The 21,939-nt window shown below is 48.7% G+C and carries 19 protein-coding genes; 9 read left to right on the plus strand and 10 right to left on the minus strand.

From position 1 onward, the window contains the following. The first annotated feature begins 68 nt into the window (after positions 1-68). The 3 genes from EPA93_RS47675 (at position 69) to EPA93_RS47685 (ending at position 3,171) form a co-directional block, all read left to right on the plus strand. Positions 69-1,307: an agmatine deiminase family protein gene (locus EPA93_RS47675; RefSeq protein ID WP_129894306.1), complete on the plus strand. Its 1,239-nt coding sequence runs from the start codon at positions 69-71 to the stop codon at positions 1,305-1,307. 430 nt (positions 1,308-1,737) lie between these two features. Then, positions 1,738-2,700 carry an alpha/beta fold hydrolase gene (locus tag EPA93_RS47680; RefSeq protein WP_129894307.1) on the plus strand — a complete coding sequence of 321 codons (963 nt, stop codon included), beginning with the start codon at positions 1,738-1,740 and terminating at the stop codon, positions 2,698-2,700. 69 nt (positions 2,701-2,769) lie between these two features. Next, positions 2,770-3,171 (plus strand): nuclear transport factor 2 family protein, encoded by a 402-nt coding sequence (locus tag EPA93_RS47685; RefSeq protein WP_165423881.1) that lies wholly within the window; start codon positions 2,770-2,772, stop codon positions 3,169-3,171. Positions 3,172-3,188: 17 nt separating this feature from the next. On the opposite strand, the gene EPA93_RS47690 is transcribed toward EPA93_RS47685, so the two are convergent. Further along, on the minus strand, positions 3,189-3,845 hold the full coding sequence (locus tag EPA93_RS47690; RefSeq protein ID WP_165423882.1) for a TetR/AcrR family transcriptional regulator: 657 nt from the start codon (positions 3,843-3,845) through the stop codon (positions 3,189-3,191). A gap of 161 nt (positions 3,846-4,006) precedes the next feature. Between EPA93_RS47690 and EPA93_RS47695 the strand changes: the two genes are divergently transcribed. Next, positions 4,007-5,008 (plus strand): LLM class flavin-dependent oxidoreductase, encoded by a 1,002-nt coding sequence (locus EPA93_RS47695; RefSeq protein ID WP_129894310.1) that lies wholly within the window; start codon positions 4,007-4,009, stop codon positions 5,006-5,008. A 259-nt stretch (positions 5,009-5,267) separates the two neighbouring features. Here EPA93_RS47695 and EPA93_RS47700 read toward each other — a convergent pair whose 3' ends face one another. The 6 genes from EPA93_RS47700 to EPA93_RS47725 form a co-directional block, all read right to left on the minus strand. After that, the gene (locus EPA93_RS47700; protein ID WP_165423883.1) at positions 5,268-6,527 is read right to left on the minus strand and encodes a glycosyltransferase family 4 protein; all 1,260 of its coding nucleotides are present in this window, start codon (positions 6,525-6,527) and stop codon (positions 5,268-5,270) included. A gap of 133 nt (positions 6,528-6,660) precedes the next feature. Continuing rightward, entirely contained in the window at positions 6,661-7,689 is a 1,029-nt protein-coding gene (locus tag EPA93_RS47705; protein ID WP_165423884.1) for a glycosyltransferase, read from the minus strand. Between the two features lie 44 nt (positions 7,690-7,733). After that, positions 7,734-8,993, minus strand: coding sequence for a glycosyltransferase family 2 protein (locus EPA93_RS47710; RefSeq protein WP_129894313.1), 1,260 nt, complete (start codon positions 8,991-8,993; stop codon positions 7,734-7,736). Then, on the minus strand, positions 8,980-10,542 hold the full coding sequence (locus EPA93_RS47715) for an O-antigen ligase family protein (protein ID WP_129894314.1): 1,563 nt from the start codon (positions 10,540-10,542) through the stop codon (positions 8,980-8,982). Before EPA93_RS47715 ends, EPA93_RS47710 begins: the two co-directional genes overlap by 14 nt. Positions 10,543-10,692: 150 nt before the next feature. Then, positions 10,693-11,508 (minus strand): P-loop NTPase family protein, encoded by an 816-nt coding sequence (locus EPA93_RS47720; protein WP_129894315.1) that lies wholly within the window; start codon positions 11,506-11,508, stop codon positions 10,693-10,695. A gap of 21 nt (positions 11,509-11,529) precedes the next feature. Then, positions 11,530-12,591 carry a GumC domain-containing protein gene (locus EPA93_RS47725; protein WP_129894316.1) on the minus strand — a complete coding sequence of 354 codons (1,062 nt, stop codon included), beginning with the start codon at positions 12,589-12,591 and terminating at the stop codon, positions 11,530-11,532. A 334-nt stretch (positions 12,592-12,925) separates the two neighbouring features. On the opposite strand from EPA93_RS47725, the gene EPA93_RS47730 reads away from it, so the two are divergent. After that, positions 12,926-14,401 carry a flippase gene (locus tag EPA93_RS47730; RefSeq protein ID WP_129894317.1) on the plus strand — a complete coding sequence of 492 codons (1,476 nt, stop codon included), beginning with the start codon at positions 12,926-12,928 and terminating at the stop codon, positions 14,399-14,401. Between the two features lie 16 nt (positions 14,402-14,417). Beyond that, positions 14,418-15,587 (plus strand): glycosyltransferase family 4 protein, encoded by a 1,170-nt coding sequence (locus tag EPA93_RS47735; protein WP_129894318.1) that lies wholly within the window; start codon positions 14,418-14,420, stop codon positions 15,585-15,587. Between the two features lie 35 nt (positions 15,588-15,622). On the opposite strand, the gene EPA93_RS47740 is transcribed toward EPA93_RS47735, so the two are convergent. Both EPA93_RS47740 and EPA93_RS47745 read right to left on the minus strand, forming a co-directional pair. Further along, the gene (locus EPA93_RS47740) at positions 15,623-16,666 is read right to left on the minus strand and encodes a GH39 family glycosyl hydrolase (protein WP_165423885.1); all 1,044 of its coding nucleotides are present in this window, start codon (positions 16,664-16,666) and stop codon (positions 15,623-15,625) included. A 46-nt stretch (positions 16,667-16,712) separates the two neighbouring features. Beyond that, positions 16,713-16,955 carry a hypothetical protein gene (locus EPA93_RS47745; protein WP_129894320.1) on the minus strand — a complete coding sequence of 81 codons (243 nt, stop codon included), beginning with the start codon at positions 16,953-16,955 and terminating at the stop codon, positions 16,713-16,715. A gap of 350 nt (positions 16,956-17,305) precedes the next feature. Between EPA93_RS47745 and EPA93_RS47750 the strand changes: the two genes are divergently transcribed. Next, positions 17,306-18,469: a carboxylate--amine ligase gene (locus EPA93_RS47750; protein WP_129894321.1), complete on the plus strand. Its 1,164-nt coding sequence runs from the start codon at positions 17,306-17,308 to the stop codon at positions 18,467-18,469. A gap of 27 nt (positions 18,470-18,496) precedes the next feature. Continuing rightward, a complete protein-coding gene (locus EPA93_RS47755; protein WP_129894322.1) occupies positions 18,497-19,549 on the plus strand; it encodes a lipid II:glycine glycyltransferase FemX in 1,053 nt (350 codons plus the stop codon). Positions 19,550-19,568: 19 nt separating this feature from the next. Here EPA93_RS47755 and EPA93_RS47760 read toward each other — a convergent pair whose 3' ends face one another. Continuing rightward, positions 19,569-20,681, minus strand: coding sequence for a GNAT family N-acetyltransferase (locus EPA93_RS47760; protein WP_129894323.1), 1,113 nt, complete (start codon positions 20,679-20,681; stop codon positions 19,569-19,571). 301 nt (positions 20,682-20,982) lie between these two features. On the opposite strand from EPA93_RS47760, the gene EPA93_RS47765 reads away from it, so the two are divergent. Further along, a protein-coding gene (locus EPA93_RS47765) for an IS5 family transposase (RefSeq protein WP_242527276.1) occupies positions 20,983-21,847 on the plus strand; the annotation gives its coding sequence in 2 pieces (ribosomal slippage) (positions 20,983-21,366 and positions 21,368-21,847; 864 coding nt in all). The last annotated feature ends 92 nt before the right edge of the window (positions 21,848-21,939 follow it).

The following is a 21,939-nucleotide window of genomic DNA, read 5'->3' on the forward strand; positions in this document are numbered from 1 at the left end:
GTCTATACTCCATACTATTTACGTATGGATAGATGTCAAGAAAAGTACAGGAGAAGGAGGAGGCAAACATGCAGAAATTTCGAACTGTTGGGGAATTTGAGCGTCAGGAATCCGTTCTTCTCATCTGGCCCTTGGAACCCTTTGCGACGAGCAAATTGAGCGTTGATGCGGTGAGCATTCAAGTGGTGCAGGCGCTGATAAATGAGGTAGAGGTTATTATATGCTGTGCTGATGTCCAGATACAACAACGAGCAGTACTGGCACTCTCTCAACATGGGGTTGATGTTGCTGACATTCGTTTTGTGCTGTTTCCTGCAGAGATACCCTATCCACGCGATTTTGGAGCGGAGGTCATGGTGGGGGAGCGTGGTGAACGTATGAGAGTGGATTTTCGCTTTGATATGTATGGCTACCTATCGGAAGATGACGAACTTTCTCGTCTGTTGCGCGGATTTGGAGACTTTCATGCAAAGCTGGTAGGTATTGAGAAGACGCTCTCTTCTGCCCTTATCAGCGAGGGTGGCGACCGGGAATTTAATGGAAAGGGTACGATGATGGCGGTGCGTGAAACAGAAGTCGATAAACGCAATCCCGATAAAACGTTTGCTGAAGTGGATGAAGAGTTCAAGCGGATATTCAGCCTTGACCAAATCATCTGGCTGCCGCGAGGTTCCTATGACGATGAGTATTCCTACTCTGGCCCTATCCCGTCTGCTGATGGAACATTTCGCTCCTATCGCTCTGCTTCAGCCAACGGACATATTGATGAAATCTGCCGCTTTACTGATGAAAGCACTATTGTGATTGCCCAGGTTAGCGAAGAGGAGGCTGCCGTAAGCAAACTGCACGCCTTAAACAAAGAGCGCTTAGATCAGGCATATGAGACGATACAGGCAGCTAGAACGCAGGAAGGCAAGGCATTTCGTATTCTTAAAATGCCAATGCCAGAGCCAATCTACTTGAATCTTTACCCAGAGGATGATGCCTTTGTATCTTGGGGCGAAACCAGGGAGCACATGGGCGGTTTCCTGATGGATGGCACACCTTTCCCTGAAGCACCGGTGAACGTACTGCCTGCCATGAGTTACTGTAATTTTCTGATTGCCAATGACATAGTGGTGGCACAAAAATATTACGAGGAGGGGTTGCCTGAGAAGATAAAAGAGAAGGACGAGGCCGCGCTGCAAGTCCTACAGACAGCTTTTCCCAAGAGGCGCATTGTGCAAATTAACGCGCTGGCTCTCAATCTGTATGGAGGGGGAATTCATTGCCATACACGCAACATCCCAGCCATACAAAACTCATAAGCTGTAAAAATGTTGGTAGTGGAATCCTTCACAGTATACAGGTGGTCATAATCTCCAGGAAATGGCCACTTTTATTCTCCTCCTTATTACCCAAGATGTATTGCCTATAACAGCTTTGAGAATTGTGCTTCCTGCATTTGTATCCTTCTGTGCATCCTCTGTCTCGTGTTCGCTTGCCCAGGGAAAAAAGCTCGGATTCATGACGCTCACGTGGCCATAGTAGCAGACCAGGCAACGAATGTCGCAGGAGTCTCACGAAGGACTGTAAATTTTCTCGCTTCACCATCTTCTTTTCTGCCAACTATTTTCTTATCACGCCTTGCAATCATCCGATAAGGATGATGCCGAGTGGAGAATAGGGCTCTATACTTGGTCACATCAACCTGGCTCCGTTGTGGGAGAAGACAATCAAAAGAAAGAAGAAGCATTTATGAGCGAGATTACCCATCGTTCTATCGAGACGAATGGTATCAGAATGCACCTGGCAGAGGCAGGATCTGGACCGCTCGTGATCTTGTTACATGGATTTCCAGAATTGTGGTACTCCTGGCGGCATCAACTGCTTGCTCTGGCTGCCGCTGGCTACCACGCGGTTGCCCCAGATGTTCGCGGCTATGGCGAGACCGAGGCTCCGCAGAGAGTCGAAAGCTATACTCTTCTCAACCTGGCCGCTGATATCGTCGGTATTCTAGATGCCTTAGGAGAGCAGCAAGTCGTGCTGGTTGGCAATGACTGGGGAGCCAACATTGCCTGGTGGAGCGCCAGGCTCTTTCCTGAGCGCATTCGTGCTGTGGCGGTGCTCAACATCCCCTATGAAGAGCAGCCACCAGCCTCTAGCCAGATGCTCAAGCAATGGTCTGGGCATAACTTCAACTTTGCTCTTTACTTTCAGCAGCCAGGAGTAGCCGAAAAAGAGTTGGAAGCCGATGTGCAGCGAACCTTGCGCCTGTTCTTCTATGCGCTCTCTGGCGATGCTCCTGCCGATCTGGTTCCTTACCTGTTTACCCAGAAACCAGCCAATGCCGGAGCGTTGGATGGCATGCCTGAGCCGCAGCGGCTTCCCACCTGGCTTAGCGATGCTGATCTTGAATATAACACGCAGGTTTTTACCCGCACCGGCTTTCGTGGAGCATTAAGCAAGTATCGTGCCAGAGATCTGGATTGGGAGGAATTGTCGAGTCTGACGAAAACTGGCGTGCAGCAGCCAGTGCTCTTCATTGGAGGAGAACGCGATAGCACTATGCGCTTCGCTAGCCTTGAAGCCACGAAGGCTTTGCCGAATCTGCGCAAGGTGGTGATCTTACCAGGCGTTGGGCACTGGGCGCAGCAAGAGCATCCGGTGGAAGTGAATGCCGAACTGCTGGCGTTCCTGCGCCAGGAAGTTGGAAGCTAAGAACGTAACAAGCCAGCATTTCTTTCAGAAACCATGTGGCGTTATTCTTTGCATCAGAAGGAGATCAACATGAATCGAGAACAGACTGGACAAGAGATAGCACAGCTTGCGCTGACCTGGGCTACTGCCGAGTTACAGCAGGATATCGCCTTGCTTGAGAAGCTTCTGGCGAATGATTTCGTGGGCGTCGGGACGCTCGGCTTCCTGCTAAGCAAGCAGGAGTGGCTTGCACGACATAGGAGCGGTGAGATGAAATACAGCGTTCATGCCCTGGACGAGGTTAAGGTGCGTGGGTACGATGAGACCGCTATTCTGATCGGTCGGCTTACCCAGGAGGCCACTTACCGGGATAATCCCATAAACACACAATTGCGCACTACACTGGTATTTATCCGCCAGGATGGGCAATGGCATCTAGCAAGCCTCCATCTCTGTACTATTGGTAGTCCGCCGTCATTTGCCCGATCCTGACTGTCTCTGCCGGCGGCTTAGGTGGTCGCCGGTTTCCTGGCACCTCCATCTGCAAGTACCAGGTCAACGATCCGTTCTGGTAGCGTCTCGTCAAGGGATTCGCCCAGCACAAATGCGCGGACATAGAGTACGCCCAGGAGCATCTCGAAGAGCAGTTGAAGATCCGTCTGAGCAGCTAACTCTCCACGCGCAATAGCACGATCGAACAAAGGGCGAAGATAGGGATAACGATGCTGCCAATAGTTTTTGGGAAAGGAACCAATGGCAGGCTCTCTTCTGGAGGCGAAAGCCATCTGGAGCAGGGCTTGCCCCACAGCTGACTGAAGAAAAGCCGAGAGATAGCGAACGAGGTGAATCAAGTCAGAACGCAATGATCCGGTGTTGGGAAGCGGAAATTCTTTCGTGACCTGGCTTTCCACTGCATCCAGGACGAGCTGTTCCTTTGTTTCCCAGCGTCGATAGAGCGAAGTTTTATGGATTCCGGCCCGTTGAGCAATGGTGGCAAAATTGAGGGCCTCATATCCCTGTTCCCCCAACAGTTCAAGCGTAGCCTCAAACACGGCTGCCTGAACGCGCGCACTGCGACCGCCAGATCGCTGGCGCCGACCTCGTGCTTGCTCACTAGTTTGTATTGACTTGGAGGCATCTGCCTTATGCGAAGGATGCGTGCTCATGGATCTAGTATACTCCCTTTTCTTACTTAAAGCAACAAATGGTTGCATTTACTGGTGAGTCTGTGATATAGTTAACGCAACAGGAAGTTGCGTTAATCGAGTTCTGAAGATGTGCACAGCTCAAGAACCCGCCTGACATTCGATGAAAGGGAGAAAATCCTATGTCACAAGTATCAGAACATTCCCAAATTACCTCAGAGCCCTTACCGCTTCGTGATCGAGTGGGGATCTTTCTGCAGCCTACTACTGCCACAGATGCTCTTAGCCAGATTCGAGAGGCCGAGCAAGCTGGCATCCGACAGATCTGGCTGGACTGGGGAGCTGGTTTCGCAGAGACTCTGACCCTGCTGGCGGCGGCGGCTGTCCAAACTGATCAGATCAGATTGGGCACGGCTATCATTCCTGCTGCTCCGCGCCACCCGGTAGTGATGGCACAGCAAATGCTCGCATTGCATGATCTCGCTCCCGGACGCTTCCGCTTCGGAATAGGCGCTGGACATCGCCCCTTGATGAAGCGTTGGTATGGAGCCTCACTTTCTTCGCCTCAGTCCTATCTCAAAGAGTTCCTGGAGATCTTGCGTCGCGTGTTATGGGAGGGTAGCATTGAGCACCAAGGAACATTTTTCCAGGTTGTCGTCGATCAAGCTATGTATCCCCATCCACGCCGGGCTCAGGTGCCGTTGCTCATCTCGGCCATTGGCAAAAAGGCGTTTTGGCAAGCGGGAGAGATCGCCGATGGCGCACTTTCCGCGCTTTGTCCCATTCCCTATCTCTTGCAGGAGGCATTGCCTGCATTGCGTGCCGGCGCAGAGGCAGCAGGAAGGCCCGTTCTCCCGCTCATTGCCCATATCCCGGTAGCGTTGACGACCGATGACGCGGCAGCGCTTGCCGTAATGCGTCCCTGGGTCCAGGCAGCAACACAGCTTGATACGTTTTCCAGTATGCTGAAACAGGCAGGTTGGGAAGAGGCTATCAAAGGGGATGAAAGAGCATTGGAGACTTTGACACGGACACTGCTCATCTGGGGAGATGAAGCCATGGTCCGCCGGCGATTGCAAGAGCTGTTGGGTCTTGGTCTGGATGAACTAACGCTCCAGCTTATGCCTGTGGCAAATGCAGTACAGGAACGACGCCTGCTGTTTCAACTGGTTGGCGCCCTCTAAAGAAATCTCAAGGCCGGAAAGATAGAATATAGGGCACAAGCAAATTACGCTTGTGCCCCTGACTCATCGAGACTAGCGCTTCCGCTGTTGGTATCGGAGCAGATACATAGAGCTATAGTAGAAATGATGTGCAGGTGAAAAGGTATTTAACTATAATTTAGGTAATAGAAGTCATTTTCAATCCTTATGTAGGATACATGTTTTAAAAATACCTTCTAAAATCTATTTTATGCGCTTCACACTATGTAAAGACAGCGCATTAAGTCATGACATCTCTAGAAGCGAGCGAAGGTTGTTCTACTGCCGTCATTTGTTGTCTACCGCTTAGCTGCATGAGCAGTTGCTCGTAGCGTTCTGCCATGCGCTCCCAACGATATGGTTCGTAATCCTGGCTGGCATGCATGATCATACTGGCGCGCTTTTCTGGATGGCGATAGAGATCTATAATAGCTTCTGCAAAGCTTTCTGGCTTAGAAGGATCGCAAAAAGCTACAGATTCGGCGCGAAACATCGAACGCATTGCACGCGTATTGGAGGCAATCATTGGCCGTTGCATCCAGGCAAATTCATAGGCTTTCGTAGGTAGAACGAGATCTGCAAATGTATCATTGCGATAGGGAATGATCCCGACATCTCCATGAACTATAAAGTCTACAATGGTGTCTAGATAAGGTGTAGGCTCAATGAAAGTGATGTGCTCACTAATACCCAGCTCCGAAACCAGCTTTTGTAAGAAGACGCTGTACTGAGGATTGGCGGCTCCTCTGATCTTAAAATGGAGCCTGGGTATAGAGGGTAGGGCCAGAGCGACTGCGCGCAGAGCAGTATCCAGTCCATAACGTTCTACGACCGTGCCGTGATACATAAGGATGAACGTTTGCTCTTCTTCAGCAACATCGCTGCCGGGTAAAGGTGGTCTTTGGGCTGCAGGAAAGAGTGGAGGATAAGCGCTATTAAGAATAATGGTTATTTTTTTTGACGGAACCCCACGCTGCAAGAGAAGTTCTTCGAAGGGCCACCCAACAGTGACTACATGATCAGCAAAGGCTGTGGAGAGGCGTTCTTGCCAGATCGCTAGACGCCTTAAGAGAGCGCGTCTATAACCAGTTGCTTTGATGGTCATTAGTTCTGGTGTGACATCCTGTACATCCAGAATGACTTTTGCTCCGCTAAATCGGGGAAAGAGCGCTGAAAAAACCAGAAAATCGGGTATATTATGCACATGGACGAGCTCATAGCGGTGTTTGTGATGAAGAGAGGTAGCCTTGATAGTGGCCAGTAGCAGAAAACGTAGCCAGCTAAGCAGCAGTTCTGGAACCGAGCCCGCGTAATGTCTACTTGCCGGCAGGCGATAGATATTTACGCCGTTGCGTGTTTCAAAGGAGGGCTCGCCCGGCTGAAGCAAGCAAATAACATCTACCTGATGTCCTGCCGTGACTGCCGTTTCCGAGAGACGATGGACACGTGGCTCGCTTGGATACCAGTCAAAAGTAATTACACAAAGGCGACAAGGTGACATACGTATAGGCTCCATTCTCTAAAGTATCTGCGCTGTGAGGGGCGGTATCGTAAGTTTAGTTAGAAGGGCAGGGGCAGAAAGCGAACGCAAAGAAATTACAAGCCTGATCGGATAAATAGCAACAATCAAGCGGTTATCGATTGCGTATTGTGGCAAGCCCATCCGTTCTCCTCTGCTCTAAGAGCGCTATAAGTTCGGCAAACCAGCTCTGGCGGCGCATCATTAATTCTGAGCGCATCAAAATAATCTCATGGGTAAGCGTTTCACGCTCAGCAAGCATTTTTTTAACTCCAGTAGCAATAGCTTCAGGCGTATTTTTGACATAGATGAAACCCCGGGTAAAGCAACGGCGCATCTGTGGCCAATCGGAAACAACCACAGGCTTTGCCATGGCCAGAGCTTCATAGGCCCCACAATTGAGAATATTTGGCTCAGTCGTCAAGACCATTAACCCATGGACATTTTGAAGAAGGCCGCTATAGAGATCTTCGGGAAGAAAGCCTGTCAGAATAGCATTTTCAGGCTTTTGCTTAAGCAGTTTAGGAGGAAGCCTTTGAGGATCTCCACTTAAATAGAAAGCAACCCGGGGCAGGAGACGCGCGGCGGCAAAGATCTCATAAAGTGGCTCATCATAGTCAAAACTACTGATGACAGCTATCCGAGCATCTCCTTGCGTACCGATATCGCCACTGGCGCCGCTGAGCTCTGGTAAGCCATCGACAAGAAAAATACCTCTCGCACGCCAGCGTTTTAGTGTATCCAGCGCATCTTCACTGGCAACGAGAGTGACAAGGGCCCTCTGTGAGAGGAAGCGCTGTATTGGGATCGTCCAGGTCCACCAGCGGCTATAAAAGCTACCACTGTGGCAGTCTACAACGTAAGCTGCTGGCTTGTTGGATACCTTTGCGCGCAACTTGCACCAGAGAGCTATAGTTAGAGCTGCAAAGACTGGCGGGGCTTGAATCACAATAATTTCAGGGCTCTCTTGCTCAAGAAAATGCCAGGTTTTCCAGCCCTGAACGATGTAACGTAAAGGCGTTAGCCAGAGTCCCTTGAGGCGTCGCTCATATTGCAGACTCAAGCGCCCTCCCAGCTCAGTAGCCAGTGTTTCGGCGCGCCGGGAGTGTTTGGCCCAGGCGACAACTACCACTTTTCCATTCATAAGTTGCTCCTTTTGCCGAATTTGGATCATCCCGATGGAGATCTTTAGCGCGTAGATGCTATCTTTTTCCAGGTTGGGTTTGTCGGATTGCGTCTGAAATCGCGTTTGCCCCTGACGAGGGCATATTCCCATAGGAAGAATGTGGCGAGATATTTAGGAAAATTCAATGGATGCATTCTGGAGCATTGCAATAGATGGTGCAGTCGTGCACGCAAATTGCGCATGAAGAATGAATCTTGTTCAACAATTTTTTGCGTAGACGGTGCATAGTTAGCTGCATATAATAGCTGCAACATCCCACGCACATAGCGGGAACGAGTTTCCAGCAGGTCTGTAAATGTATTTACCCCATAGCTCCAGATGATAGCCTCTTTAACTTGCCCTATCCTATAGCCGTGCGCGCGCGCCAGAACGCCCATTGCATAATCTTCAAGAGCAATGCCAAGGGGATTACCGATACTATGGAGCCATTCTGTATTCCAGGCCATCAAGCACCCCAGGATATATCCGCTGGTATCATTGACCAGGTGTTGGCGTTTGCTTTCAATCATGTCTATAGCTCGCTTCAGCCAGGATACCCGGCGCTCCGAGTATCCCATACCACTGAGGATGACTGCATCACCAACTGCTAGCGGATTGCGGAACGTATGAATAGCTGCGCCGAACATAAGGCGAATGGCATCCGGCTCTATATAATCGTTGGCATCTATGCACATCGCTATGCTATGTCCACTGCTCCGGGCAAGACTGTTGCCAGTTCGTAAGGCATGCCCTTTGCCGGGAGTTTGTGTATCCAGATGCATAAATGTAACATTGTCCAGACTTACCGCTTTGTAAGAGGGATTTAAAAGCTGATCATGGAAGTTATCCTGGAGCAATCGCATCTCGATTTTTCCCAGACCAAATAGAAAATTGTCGAGGATCTGGCCGCTAGCATCGTTACAGGCATTGGCAATAAAGATGATATTGATATGTGCTGCTGAAGGTAAATCGGCAAGCAGAAGGGTGCTCAAGAAAGAGGGAAGGCTGTGCTCTTCATTATGAACAGGTATGATGAGCGAAAAGCCGGAATCTGCGGGAGCGATTCCAGTCGTGTTTTCCCATCTATTGGCTTGGTTACGAAGCGCGATAGAATGAAGGTATGAGTACCTTTCAGACCAGGGCATGTGCTTCAGGCTTTCTACCGGAAGGGATGCTTGCTCCAGAATTTCCCGAGCTGTGAGCTTAAATTTTAACAAACTTGCTCTGAGCCAATTTTTAGGATTTGTGCGCAAACAATAAATAGGTACTTTATCGATGGGCATAGTGCACTCCTGAACCTACTTTGGGTACATGGTTAGTTTTGTCTCTATCTATGACCGGTAGCTTGAGTAAGATGCCCATGAGCATACCTAGATAGATAATGTTGCGGTAAGTGAAAAGCTGGTAGTCGCTATATGCCACAAATACCTCTATAAGGATAACTGCAACTGCGTAGATCGCTACCAACTGTAGATAGCGATCCTGCAGACTTCGCGCGATGAGACAGCCACGTATAATAATTGCGCCGAAAAGATAGAGAAGCGCAAAGAAGCCGATATTTCCTGTACGCATCCAGACCCAGTAAATGGTATTGTGGGGAACGTAACGAAAAGGATTGCCTCCAAATGCCGGATCACCAGTGGAGAGATCGGCTAGCGGTTGGGGCTGTAGAAACGGCTTGCCAAAACCAAAGCCGATGAGTGGGTTTTGTTTAACTGTAAATTTTAGGTCATAATTCTCTGCTACACGATACTGATTCGAGTCCACATCGCGCGGATCTGGCCGAAAGATAGAAACTATAGCGCGCGCTGGCTCGGCCAGGCCTCCACTGCTGTTTGAGAAAAGCGCGACATAACCGGTTATGACGATTGCCGAAATGAGCATTCCGATGGCAAGCGCTTTGCGTATTTGAGGTTTGACGCAAAAAACCAGGACACAAGCTACCCCAATACCGGCTAGAAGCGCCAAATAATCTGTCCGGCGTTGATTAGCAATCAAGGCGATGAGAATAAAGGGCGTAGCGAGCAAAGCGAGAAAAAACTGAGGTCGATAGCAATGCTGGAGCCAGAACAGTAAGGCCATGAGCAGGAGAGCAACGAAAAAGAAAGACTCTTCATGAGCCATAATATCGCGGACCCCGGCTACACTGCCATGTAAAACAACAAGATATATGTAGGTTCCCTGTAGCGCTTTGATACCTGCTCCTAAAATGACAATCCAGAAGAAGAGATAGATATGGCCACGCTGTTTAATCAGGTTATAGGTAAGTAAATAGACCAGGAGCAGATACCAGAAAGGCCGGATCTCCAGGGTAATGATTTTGAAATTACCTCCGCTGCTCAGGCCATGAACTACACCTATCAGGACACAGATCAGGAAGCAAAGGAGTGGCAGCAGAAATTGGCCGCCTTCGAGCGGTTTCCTGCGCTTCAGCAAGTTGTGACAGATGAGAATGAAGAGTGTGAAGAGGATAAGGTAGCCAAAGGGACGCTCAACCTGACCAGCCAGATCAGGAGGCCAGTAAAAGACATTAAGTTCATCAGTGAAGATATGGATTTTGAGCGGACTTTCCTCGACCAGGACTGTACAGAGCAGGGCTATAAAGAAGCCGATGCCGGGCCATCTCATAATTGCTAGAGCCAGAAGCAATAGCACGAACCCACTTAATACCAGGCCAAAGCTTAATTTAGTTCCAGCTATAATCAGTATTGTTATGAGACAAAAAGCGGCGCTAAGAATAGTGAGAAAAGTTAACCAGTCCTTTTTCTTCTGACCGGTTAGCAAATCAGTCACGCTTGTAGCAGAGCTAGTAAGTAGCGGTGGTCTATGCATGAAATTTCTCAGATGAGATATATATAAAGAAGCATACCTACAATAAAAACAAACATGAGCAGGCGCGTACGGCGTGTAAAGGATCGGCTAAATAACCCCAGGCATAAGAAAAGCGCAAGAAGTACGAAAAGTGCCATCTCCTGAAGCCTCCTACAGAATCCGTTGTATCCAGCGCGGGATCTTGCTCTGCATCTGGTTGAAAACCAGACCTTCAATAGATAATCCTTTAAGTCTGCTACATGTCTCGGTAAGCTGAAAATCTGTAGTTGCGCCAGCCCTTACCACAATAGCGATGCTCTCGGCCAGGCTGGCGGCAAGAGCACCATAAGCAGTGGTAAGAATGGAAGGGAGATCAACTAGCAACAAGGCGTTATTATGCGCCAGCATATCCAGCAACCCTTGCTGTTGTATTTGCTGCAACAACTTCACAGTATCTCGCTTGCTATTTCCCGCGGGAATGGCTGTGAGATTGGGGGTTATTTCATGACGAATAGCCTGTTCGCTACATTCGCCGCGCAACCATTCAGCTAATCCTGGATGTAAAGGAATATCTAGATGTTTGTGCAAGCTTCTATGCTCCCAATTGCACTCCAACAAGATAACTGGATTTGTGCTGTCTTCAGCTAAAACCTGAGCCAGAGCAAGTGCTAAAAGAGATTTACCCTCCCCACTAATTGAACTGGTAATGCCCAGACTACGGACAGGTTCGTGTTGACGAAAAAAGGTAGCAAGGCAAAATTGGCGACATTTTTCTTGCAGCAGACGGATATTTGCTTTGTCTCGCTTGAGAACCATTTGCGGAGCAATAGATTTATGCGTTTCCTGTATTGGCTGGATAACGCTTGTTAAGGTCAGAGAAGCCGGTGCGTTCCCATTTGAGGGATTGGGCGCTTGCTCATTGACCTCAACCTCATTCACGTGAGCTACTTCCTGCGTTAAAGTGGACTCCTGCGTATCTTCTCCCATATGTGTTCTCTCTCAGTCTATTTAATGAGAATTTTTAGTTTGTAAGGATATTGCGCCATTTTGAATAGACTTTGCCCATAGGCGGGGCAGGTCTTTGGATGTTAGATAGGGCAGCTGCATAACGATGGGGTATGCTTCTATATTATCCAGATCGCGCGGAGTATATAACGTTCGGTCGCCGCGTACCAGAATAATAATGTAAAGCGTGCAGGCGAGAAGAGCGATGCCCAGTGCAGCTCCGCCTACCATAGACAATAATTTTGTTCTTCCAGTCGGACGATCAGCTACGTCGGGAGTATCGATAACTTTAAAGAGATTATCTGCGCTGCTTCCCTGGGCGGCGATCTGTAGTTGCGTTGTGGCCATCTGGGTCTGAATCTGTTGCATGCGATCTAGCGCTTGGGCAGATTGAGTGTGTAGAAGGGCGTATTCTGGATCAAAGAGCTCAGCATATTGTGGACCGACATACAAAATGTTCTGGGTAACGTGAGGGTGCGCTGCAAGGTATTGTTGTTCTCGGGCAGTCGCTGCATTAGCATCTTGAGTGGCCATGGCTAACTGTTTCTGATAATTTTCTAGCAAGCGTTGCCCCTGAATACGCGAGAATGAGACACTCTGCAAGCCAAAGTTTTGGATCACGGCCGCGACAACTTTTTTGGCAATCTGGGGATCGCGATTCGTATAGTCGATGGTAAAGAGATTATTATTTTGAGAAGTTACCGTAACGTGTTTGGAGATCTCATCAAATAGGGCATCGTCGCGTAGCTGAGGGGCATTGCGTGTTGCGGCATCCAGATTTGTAACAAGGCCAGATTCATTGGCGACTGCGAGATCAAAGTCACGCGTTTGCAGCAATGCCGAAAGCGCCGCCACCTGTGTATCGGCTGGCGTGGGTGGAGGATTGGGCTGTAAGTTGACATCACCAATGATCTCATAGCGCCGTAAGGACCAGAGAGAGGCCCGCGATGCATAGGTATGAGGGATGATCAAGTAGCCCACCGCCACGCTGAAGATTGGCAATAAGATGACCAGTGAGAGAAGCCGTATAGGTCGTTGAAATATAACTTCAAGAATACGGCTCATGCATATCTACCTTCTTTCTCTAGAGTGACACTTCCATTGTTTAAGCATACCTGCCTATTCGCGTGAAATGGTTTTTCTTGTGGTCGAGATGGCGTCGAGAAAAACTTTTCAAAGTCCATATAGCTTTACCTATGCTGATCACTGTGAGCTTTTATACAAGAAAGATCTGCTATCGTTCCTTGATGATTGGGTAAGTCAGCTTAGCCAGGAGGATAAGAGCGAGCTTAAAGTCATTAACTCTCGACCGTAAGCGAGATCCTTTCAAAACCCGCCAATGCTATGATCGAGATATGATGAGCTAAGCGGAGCCTCTGAGGGAAAGGTATCGGGTTTGATGAAAACGCTGCGTAGGATGGTAAGTAATGCCCTTATTTCGATTGTTGGACAGATCATAACCTGGTCTTCAACTCTGGTACTTATGATTTGTTATGGGCGTTTTCTGGGAGACGTCAAATTTGGCGAGCTCTACACGGCCACTACTTTTGTTTTACTCGTGGGTTTCCCCCTCGATGTAGGCTTTACTCAGCAGGTGATCAGGGACGTAGCCCAGGAACCTGATAAGGCACAGCGCTATCTGTGGAATACGCTTAGTATCAAGCTGCTATTTTGGCCGCTCATCTATGGGGTGATTCTAGTGGCCTCCTGGCTTCTGGGCTATAACATGGAGGTGCGTATTTTAATGGCCATTGCCGGTCTTACTATCTTGAGTAGCGCTATTGGGGGAACATTTTCTGCTCTATACTATGCGTTTGAGCAAATGACCTTTCCAGTTCTGGGTTCTATTCTTGAGAAAGGTCTTTCTGCGCTCATCGGTTGGTTTATCCTCAAGCGTGGGGCCGGAGTAGAGGCTATGGCTTGCGTATTACTTGTAGGCTCTCTACTCAATACATTGGTGCAAGCCGGCTGCTTCTTTGCACGCGTCAGGGGAATACGCTTAAGCATAGACTTTGCCTTGATACGAAAACTGCTTCATACCTGTGTTCCTTTTGTTCTCTACGGCGTGCTGGGCATTATTTATTATCGCATTGATGCTATTTTGCTTTCGTTGATGGAGCCTCCTGCAGTAATAGGCTGGTATGGGGCTGGTTACCGACTCTTTGATACGCTAACGTTTCTTTCCGGTATCATTATGACAGTGACCTACCCTGTGCTAATTAAGCTTTCTAGCAACTCCGAGGAAAGCCTGCAGCTGGGTATAGAGAAAGCTATGAATATGCTACTGTTTTGTAGCATTCCAATCACCTGTTTTCTCATTTTTGCTGCGTCATTTATTGTTGGTTTTCTTTATCATAGGGATGAGTTTGTCCACACGATACCAGCCCTGCAAGGCCTGGCTCCTGGCCTTGTCCTACTTTATGCCAATGCCTTGCTTTCAAATACCATTGTAACTATCAAAAAAGAGCAAAAGACGCCAATTATTGCCTTAATCGCTCTTATTTTTAATCTGGGACTTAATTTTTTGCTCATTCCTCTTTATCAACATGTGGGTGCTGCTATTGTGACCTCGCTCACCGAATTACTGATCCTGTGCTTGCAGTGCACTTTGATCCCTCGCCATCTCTTACCTCTAAGAAGCTGGCGTGTAGGACTCAAAGCGTTGATTGCCAGCCTGGCAATGGGGGCGGCAATTTGGCTTGTAGATATCTCGAACGTGCTTACGCGTTGGCCAGCTATCCGCTCAATAAGTGTCTTTATAATCCTGCTAATTGCTATTCTGACATATCTGGGTGTGGCTCTGTTGCTGAGAACCATACCCCGTGAGGACATGGTGGCGCTATACACGGCTTTTCGCAAGCAGAAGGTAGCTTAGAGTTAAGGATGTGTTTATGTTACAGAAGGATAGACCTCTCAAAATCGCTTTTTTGACGGAATTTGCTCTACAGGAGATTAAAACGTGGTCCTGGGCCGGTACTTACTACCATATTGCCCAGGCAATGCAAAAGTATTGCGGGGAGATAACCTATATAAGCCCAGTTCGTGGCAATGAGCAAGTAATTGCACGGCTCGTGCATCGCGCTTCACGGCTGCTGTTGCGCAAGCGTTATGCCTACCACAACTGTGTGCTCGTTGCCAGGCAACATGCAAAAAGGCTTGGCGAGCGTCTGGCCAGACAGCATTTTGATCTCATCGTATCTCCTGCTGGCGAGACGGAAATCGCCTTTCTGCAGACGGAAATCCCGATAGTTCTAGTAGAAGACGCGACCTACGGTTTATTGATAGATTATCATCAAGAATATATAAATCTGGTAGAACAATCAATAAGAGAGCTGCATCTCCTTGAGAAGATGGCCCTTACGAAAGCAAGTGCGGTAATTGCATCGTCGCCGTGGGCGGCCCATTCCATTATTGAAGACTATGCCATAGATAAGCAAAAAGTCCATGTACTTCCCTTTGGAGCTAATTTTACGTATCCGCCAGAGGCGGCAATGGTGCAGGAACGACAGAGATCGTCACGCTGCAAATTGTTATTTATAGGGGCCAACTGGGAGCACAAAGGGGGATCTATTGCCTTTGAAACCCTTCTGCACCTTGAAGAGATGGGAATTGAGGCAGAACTTATTGTTTGTGGATGTCGGCCGCCAGGCGGATTATCTCATAAACATATGAGAGTGATCCCCTTTCTAGATAAAAACGATAGAAAGCAGAATGAGGAATTAAAAGGTCTCTATCTCAGCTCTGACTTTCTAATCTTGCCGACAAGGAACGACTGTACGCCTATTGTGTGTTGTGAGGCAGCCGCATTTGGCCTGCCGGTGATCATTGCCGATACCGGAGGCGTCTCTGGCGTCGTTATAGATGGCGAGAATGGCTGCATATTGCCCTATACTGCTCGGGGAGATAAATATGCGGCGATTATTGCATCCTTATACCGAGATCAAGCACGCTATGCGCAACTTGTGCGATCAAGCAGGGCCATGTTTGAAACGAAATTGAACTGGGATGCGTGGGGAGTTGCCGCAAAAAAGATAGTCATGCAGTTATTAGATGGTTACTAAGCAAGTCGAGAATTCTCGACCGAGGACTTTAACTGTTAAATACGATAGCGCTGGATAAGCATTTTTATCGTATAGTATTGGGTTTTGGGCTTACTGGTTCGAAAATCGAACATATCGAGATAGACAGTGCCGCTGGCGGCGGCAAACTGACAGGCGAAATCTACGCCAACTTGCATCATGGTTTCTAGCGCATCGGTCGTAAAGCTATTCATAAAGTTGGTGTCATTACCATAAGGAGCAGGAGGGTTGCCAGGATCAAAATTCCATTCCGTAACGCCTATAGGTAGATCCTTGCCCAGTAACTCTTTAACCCAGGTACGAGCTGTTTGCACCTTTGGTCCTACCGTGTTTGCTTTACTCAGACAATCCGCCTGCGTATCGTGCCAGCAAGGATACCAATGAAAACTCACGGCGTCCGGTAACACTCCTGACTGTTTTACTCCCGTAAGAAATTCTTTCAGATATGAGCCTACGCCTGCAGCAGGACCGATGAAGCTGGCCTTCGGATTAATCTGCCGTAATAATGGTATGACAGTGTTCCATTGCTTCAGATAATCTGTTATCCCAATATCTGCGGTATCTGGCTCATTGCCAAATTCGTAAAGATTGCAGCGATTGCTTGCATAGCTGACAACGTGCTTAGCAAAGCTAACATCGAAAATATCTGCTAAAACGCCAAGGCATATCATATCGCTATTCTCGATAGTTTTTAAGCGCTGCTCAATTTCTTTGTCAGTAGTAGCATGGTTATCGACCAGGCTTTTAGAGAAAAAGAATGTGCGCATCAGGGTAAAATGAGCACCTTTGAGGGCTTGTTGAATAGCAGGATTCGTCTCAACGTTATTCTGATACCATTCCTGCGTATCATTAGTACCAAAAATGAAGGAGGAAATGCCCTGTTTCCAGATCCGTTGCTCAGGAAGCATCGCTGAAGCAGCTGGTGTAATCTGAGGTGGCGGAGTATGCTGTGTGCTCCTTGGCGAAGTATTCGAAGAGCAGGCACTGCTAAGTAGCAGCGCTAGAAGAACTAGTGCGATGCGCAGCAGGTATAGAGGCATCCCTGGTTGTGGGGAACGCAATATTCTCTCCTTTATTTTCCTCATCAGACCATGTGGATCAAGATACTTATAGCATACGCAAGTCGTAGCCCGGTAAATATTGAGGTTGTGGAGAGATAGTTAAGTCAGCAGAGAGCTCATGGCGAAAGTTGATATTGCTGCCTAAAGCCTGCCCTTCGCCATACATCATCTTGCCATTTCCGTCGTGATGAAATTCTATAGCCAGAAGAAAATCATACCATTGTAGACCAGCATCCCAACGCTGGGAACCGGGTAAGATATCCCTGGTTTGCTCAGCTGTTCTGTGCATTTCTAACCTTTTCATTCTCTACTATCACATAATAAGCTATGCATTTAGACCCTGACTAGCCTGATCTGGCCAGGTACCAAGATGGCTTTCCTCTACTATAATATCTACCACGCTTACACTTGAGCATGCTATGCTCTCCTGGTAAGAAGCTTATTAAGATGACGAAGGAGACATAAGCTAAATTTACTACGATGTCTGCTATTACAGGCTGCCATCGAGCAAGAATGTCAGGGTTAAGCAGACTGCCGAAGCGACAGGTTGTTAGAACTAAGGATGTTGAAGCTCGTTTTTGCTGTAATGCAGCTCGTTGCTGACAGCGGGAGAAGGCAAAAGCCTGGAGATGAAATGTTATGGTCCGGCAAACTGGCGTACTGGGAGCCGTTGTTATTGGAAGCGATTTCAGGGCTTTAGGGGTTGTCCGGAGCCTGGGCAGGCGAGGAATACCGTGTATAGTTATCGATAATGTGCAGCGGGCTGCCTGGTTTTCACGTTATGCGGTGAAGCGCTACAAATGGCATGGTCCAATGGATAATACGCATTTCGTGAACTATTTGCTCCATGTCGGTAAGGAGCAACGTTTGGAGAACTGGTTGCTTTTCCCCACCACTGATGACGTGGTGGAGTTGGTAGCCCATAATCGGCAACAACTGGCTCTGGTCTATCGCCTGATAACGCCTTCATGGGAGGTTGTACGCTGGGCTAATGATAAGCGCCTGACCTATCGTATGGCTCAAGAACTGGGTATAGCCTATCCTGAAACCTGGTATGCATCAGGAGAGAGGGATCTGAGAGCGGGACAGATTAGCTTTCCGGCGATTATTAAGCCGGCTAGATCTGTCCATTTTCACCGAAGCATGCATCTCAAAGCCTTTCCAGTCAATAACTATGAGGAACTATCGGCACAGTATTCGCGTGCAGCTAAGATTATTTGTCCTGATGAACTTATGATTCAGCAGATGATACCGGGAGATGGAAATACGCAGTTTTCGGTAGGTGTCTTCTGTAAAGAAGGTAATGTGTTGTTCTGGATGAGTGCAAGGCGTACTCGTCAGTACCCTATTGATTATGGGCTAAATAGCAGTTTTGTTGAGGCTGTAGAGCTTCCAGAGCTTCTTGAGCCTGTAAAAAATCTGATGCAATATATGCATTTTTCAGGTATAGCTGAGATAGAGTTTAAATATGATTCTCGCGATCAGCAGTACAAGCTCTTGGATATCAATGTGCGCGCCTGGGGATGGCATACGCTGTGTAGAATATGTGGACTCGACTTTCCTTATATTCAATACTGTGATGCCTTAGGGCTAGAGTTGGAAGCCAGCACCCCCCGTTATCACCACCATTGGGTACGCCTGCTCACAGATATTCCCGCTGGCTGGCAGGAAATACGTGCTGGAATTACTACACCTTCAGATTATCTACGTAGCTTGATTGGTCCTACAGCCTTTTCGGTTTTTGCCTGGGAAGATCCTCTTCCTGCGCTGGGGATTGTTCCTCTATTGTGCTCTCAAGAGTAAAAAAAATAGCGGTAAGGAGATAAAGCTATGCTGCAGAGCCTGGATACCTATCCTTCATCTATGCATTGGCATCATTCAATTGAGCAGCAAGCAAAAAATATATTTTACTATGATGAGGCCTGGCTGGATCTGCTCAAAAGATTTTATGGCTATTCGACTATTACGTTGATTACTGCAGATAAGCATGATTATATTACTGGCATGCTTCCATTATGCCTGGTGCAAAGTCCATTGACAGGAAAGCGCCTGGTATCGTTACCTTTTTCTGACCATTGTCCGTTATTGGCAGCTGATGAGGTCTATGCACATGATCTTCTGGAGCAGGCGCTGGCACTCTCGCGGCGGCAGAAAGTGCGCTCTCTAGAGCTGCGCTGCGGCCTGAATCCAGTGCTGACCCAGTGCTCTGAACTGCTGGAAAAGGATTTATATGTCAGCTGGTTATTGCAACTTGGCGCCGATCCACAGAGTGTCTGGTCGAGATTGCATAAACCGGTACAGAGACAGATCAAGAAGGCTCAAAAGCTGGATGTTCAAATTCGCAGCGCTCAAAGTCGCGAAGATATAGCGCGTTACCACCAACTGCATGTCCGAACGCGAATGAAGCATGGCATGCCCGCTCAACCTCTGCGCTTCTTTCTGGAGTTATGGGAGGTTTTTGCTCACAAAGGGGCGCTGAGAATGTTACTTGCCGAGCACAAAAACACGACTATCGCCGGTATGATCTTCTTTACCGCAGGCACAACTATACGCTATGCATATGGGGCATCAGATGAGCGCTACTTGAATCTGGCGCCCAATAATTTGCTTCTATGGAGCGCGATTAGCTGGGGTTGCGAACAAGGATATTGTCTTATGGATCTTGGACGAACGGCGCGGGCGAATACGGGATTAATGGAATTCAAGCGGCGTTGGGGAGCCGACGAGGAGGCCTTACCTTATTACTATTATCCACAATGTGCGGGCCTGGCCGCAACTGCCGAAAGTAGCTGGAAATATCGCCTGCTGACCGGTTGTTGGAAGCGGCTACCGTTATCGCTGGCTACAGCTCTGGGAGGCCATCTTTATAAATATCTCGGCTAGGTCTATTGCTTACAGTAGTTTAGAAGATATGATGAGCCAGAGTACCTAGCAGCTCTGTTGCTTCGAGCGGTAAGCGCCTCCAGGTAGTTCTGGCTGCTCGATGGAAAGGTGTATCCGCTTCAAGTAAATTGATCGCCGACTCTCGTGGTGAAGGATAGTAGTAGCGATATAAACACTCTTTCTGTGTTCCCCACTTACTTTTAAACTCGGCAAGACCAGGTGTGTTAGCTGGTACTTCGCCGAAGTCATAATAGCGAAACCCTTCGCTACAGGCATCGTGAATAGCTTGCCAGTGGAGAGCATCGTTTGGGCGAAGTTCTTGAGCATTTCTATGCCAGCCGCTGAAAGCATAGAATACTGTTCGGCCCGCCATGAGCAAGAGCAGGCCAGCTACAGGTTTTGCCTTGCCTGCCTCATGGTGATGCGCCAGGAGTAAACGTAGCAAGCCACGTGGTTGTAGCCGCTCCCAAGCAATTTCAAAGAAGCGATAAGGGCGTGGAGGAATAACCACCTGACGCATGGTAGAGAGATAGAGCTCATACCAAGCTCGTAGCTCTCGTTTCGTCTCGGCCCGCTCAAGCGAAATACCATGTTTGTAGGCCTTATGAACTGCCCTTTTGATCTGGGCATGGTTGCGCGAATTGCCGAAACGCAAAAGCTCTGGCCGGGCTGGCAACTCCAATTGATAGGTGTCACGCCACTTTACTCCAGTTAATTCTATTCCCAAATCATCAAGCTCATTGGAGAGCATCTTTATCTGTAGCCCGCTTCTTGGGGTGGCTTTGAGCTGCCCGAGTGCCGCGTGTATTAAGAATTCTAGAGCCTGGCGGTCGCGGGCAAGAGGGCCAGCCACGGGAGTGCGGGGAAGAGATGAGAAACGGCAGGTACCCAATATTCCCTGCATTTTATAGAGAGGGAAGATGCCTCTAAATTGGCCGTTAGCATCCTGGCAGGCAAGATGTGCGGAGCGATAACCGAAGGCCTCTTCGAGAACCCCTAGCCAGGCAGGATGATGATAGATCAAACCGTCCTGGTGGCTATCTATAAACCTCTCCCAGCGACTATCCTTTTCGGGATGGTTCTCGATGAGTTGCAGCGTTGAAGTGGCTGTACTTATATAGTCTTTACTCATATCGTCTCTTCCAATTACTCAGCAGTCAAAGTTAGCAAGGCACTGATCAGATGTACCGGTTTGCTGTAAGCGTAGCACTCATGAGTTGGGATACAGTTTATATCGAAGTCGAGGAACCGTCGCGTTGTTGCCTATGGACTTTCTACTTGAAATATCACTGTATCTCGACTGCTAAAGAAATAGGCTTAAGACATGCTCATGCTATCTTCTTCTTAGAGTGTGTCCTAGCTAGAACAATGAGCCGATAGTTCAGAGAAAGGAGAGTTCAGCCGAAAGCACAACTCGAAAGGAACGAACCAAGATGTGTGAGCCAATCAAGCGAAAACGTTACCCGTCGGATCTGACCGATGCGCAATGGGAGCTGATCAAGCCGTTCATCCCAGCAGTCTCTGCCCAGGCCACAACGGCCCTTCACGAGCGACGAGAAATCGTCAATGCTATCCTCTATGTGTTGCGCACAGGCTGCTCATGGCGACAGATGCCGCACGACCTGCCCAATGGCAAAACGGCCCATCACTACTTCCGCATCTGGACGCAGGCGGGGATTTGGGAGCCCATCATGGCCCACCTGCGCCGACAGGTACGCACCCAGATGGGGCGGGACCCGGAACCCAGCGCTGCGATCATCGATAGCCAGTCGATCAAAACGGCTCCCGTGCCAGGAAGCGACAAGGGCTTCGACGCGGGGAAAAAAAATCTATGGGCGTAAACGCCACGTGCTCGTGGATACGCAGGGTTTCCTTCTGGCTGTCAAAGTGCATGCCGCCAACATCGTGGATCGCGTGGGGGCCAGGCTCTTGCTCAGCCAGTTGCCGCGCTCTTTCCCGCGTCTGTGCCACCTCTTTGCGGATAAGGGCTATACAGGACCATTGCTCGACTGGATTGCGCAGCGATTGCACTGGACCACAGAACTGGTGCCACAGGCTCACAATAGGTCCCATCAGCACTGGATCCTCGTGGACGGCCAACCGGTTCTGCTGCCCCGGCCCAAGACGGGTTTTCAGGTGCAAAGGAAACGATGGGTCGTCGAACGCAGCTTGGCCTGGTTCACCCGTTTCCGCCGCTTAGCTCGCGACTACGAAGGGCTCACCACCAGTTCAGAAGCCTTTCTTCAGCTCGCCTCGGTTCGGCTTATGCTTTCGCGCTTATCTCCTTTCCGCTACTGATTCTTGTGGTTAGGACACTCTCTTAAGCACAAGACTATGGATAAGCGATAAGTTATCTGTAGAGTATCATGAGCAAGATATAGTTTAGAGAA

This window comes from Ktedonosporobacter rubrisoli (assembly GCF_004208415.1).
Taxonomy (GTDB): Bacteria; Chloroflexota; Ktedonobacteria; order Ktedonobacterales; family Ktedonobacteraceae; genus Ktedonosporobacter; species Ktedonosporobacter rubrisoli.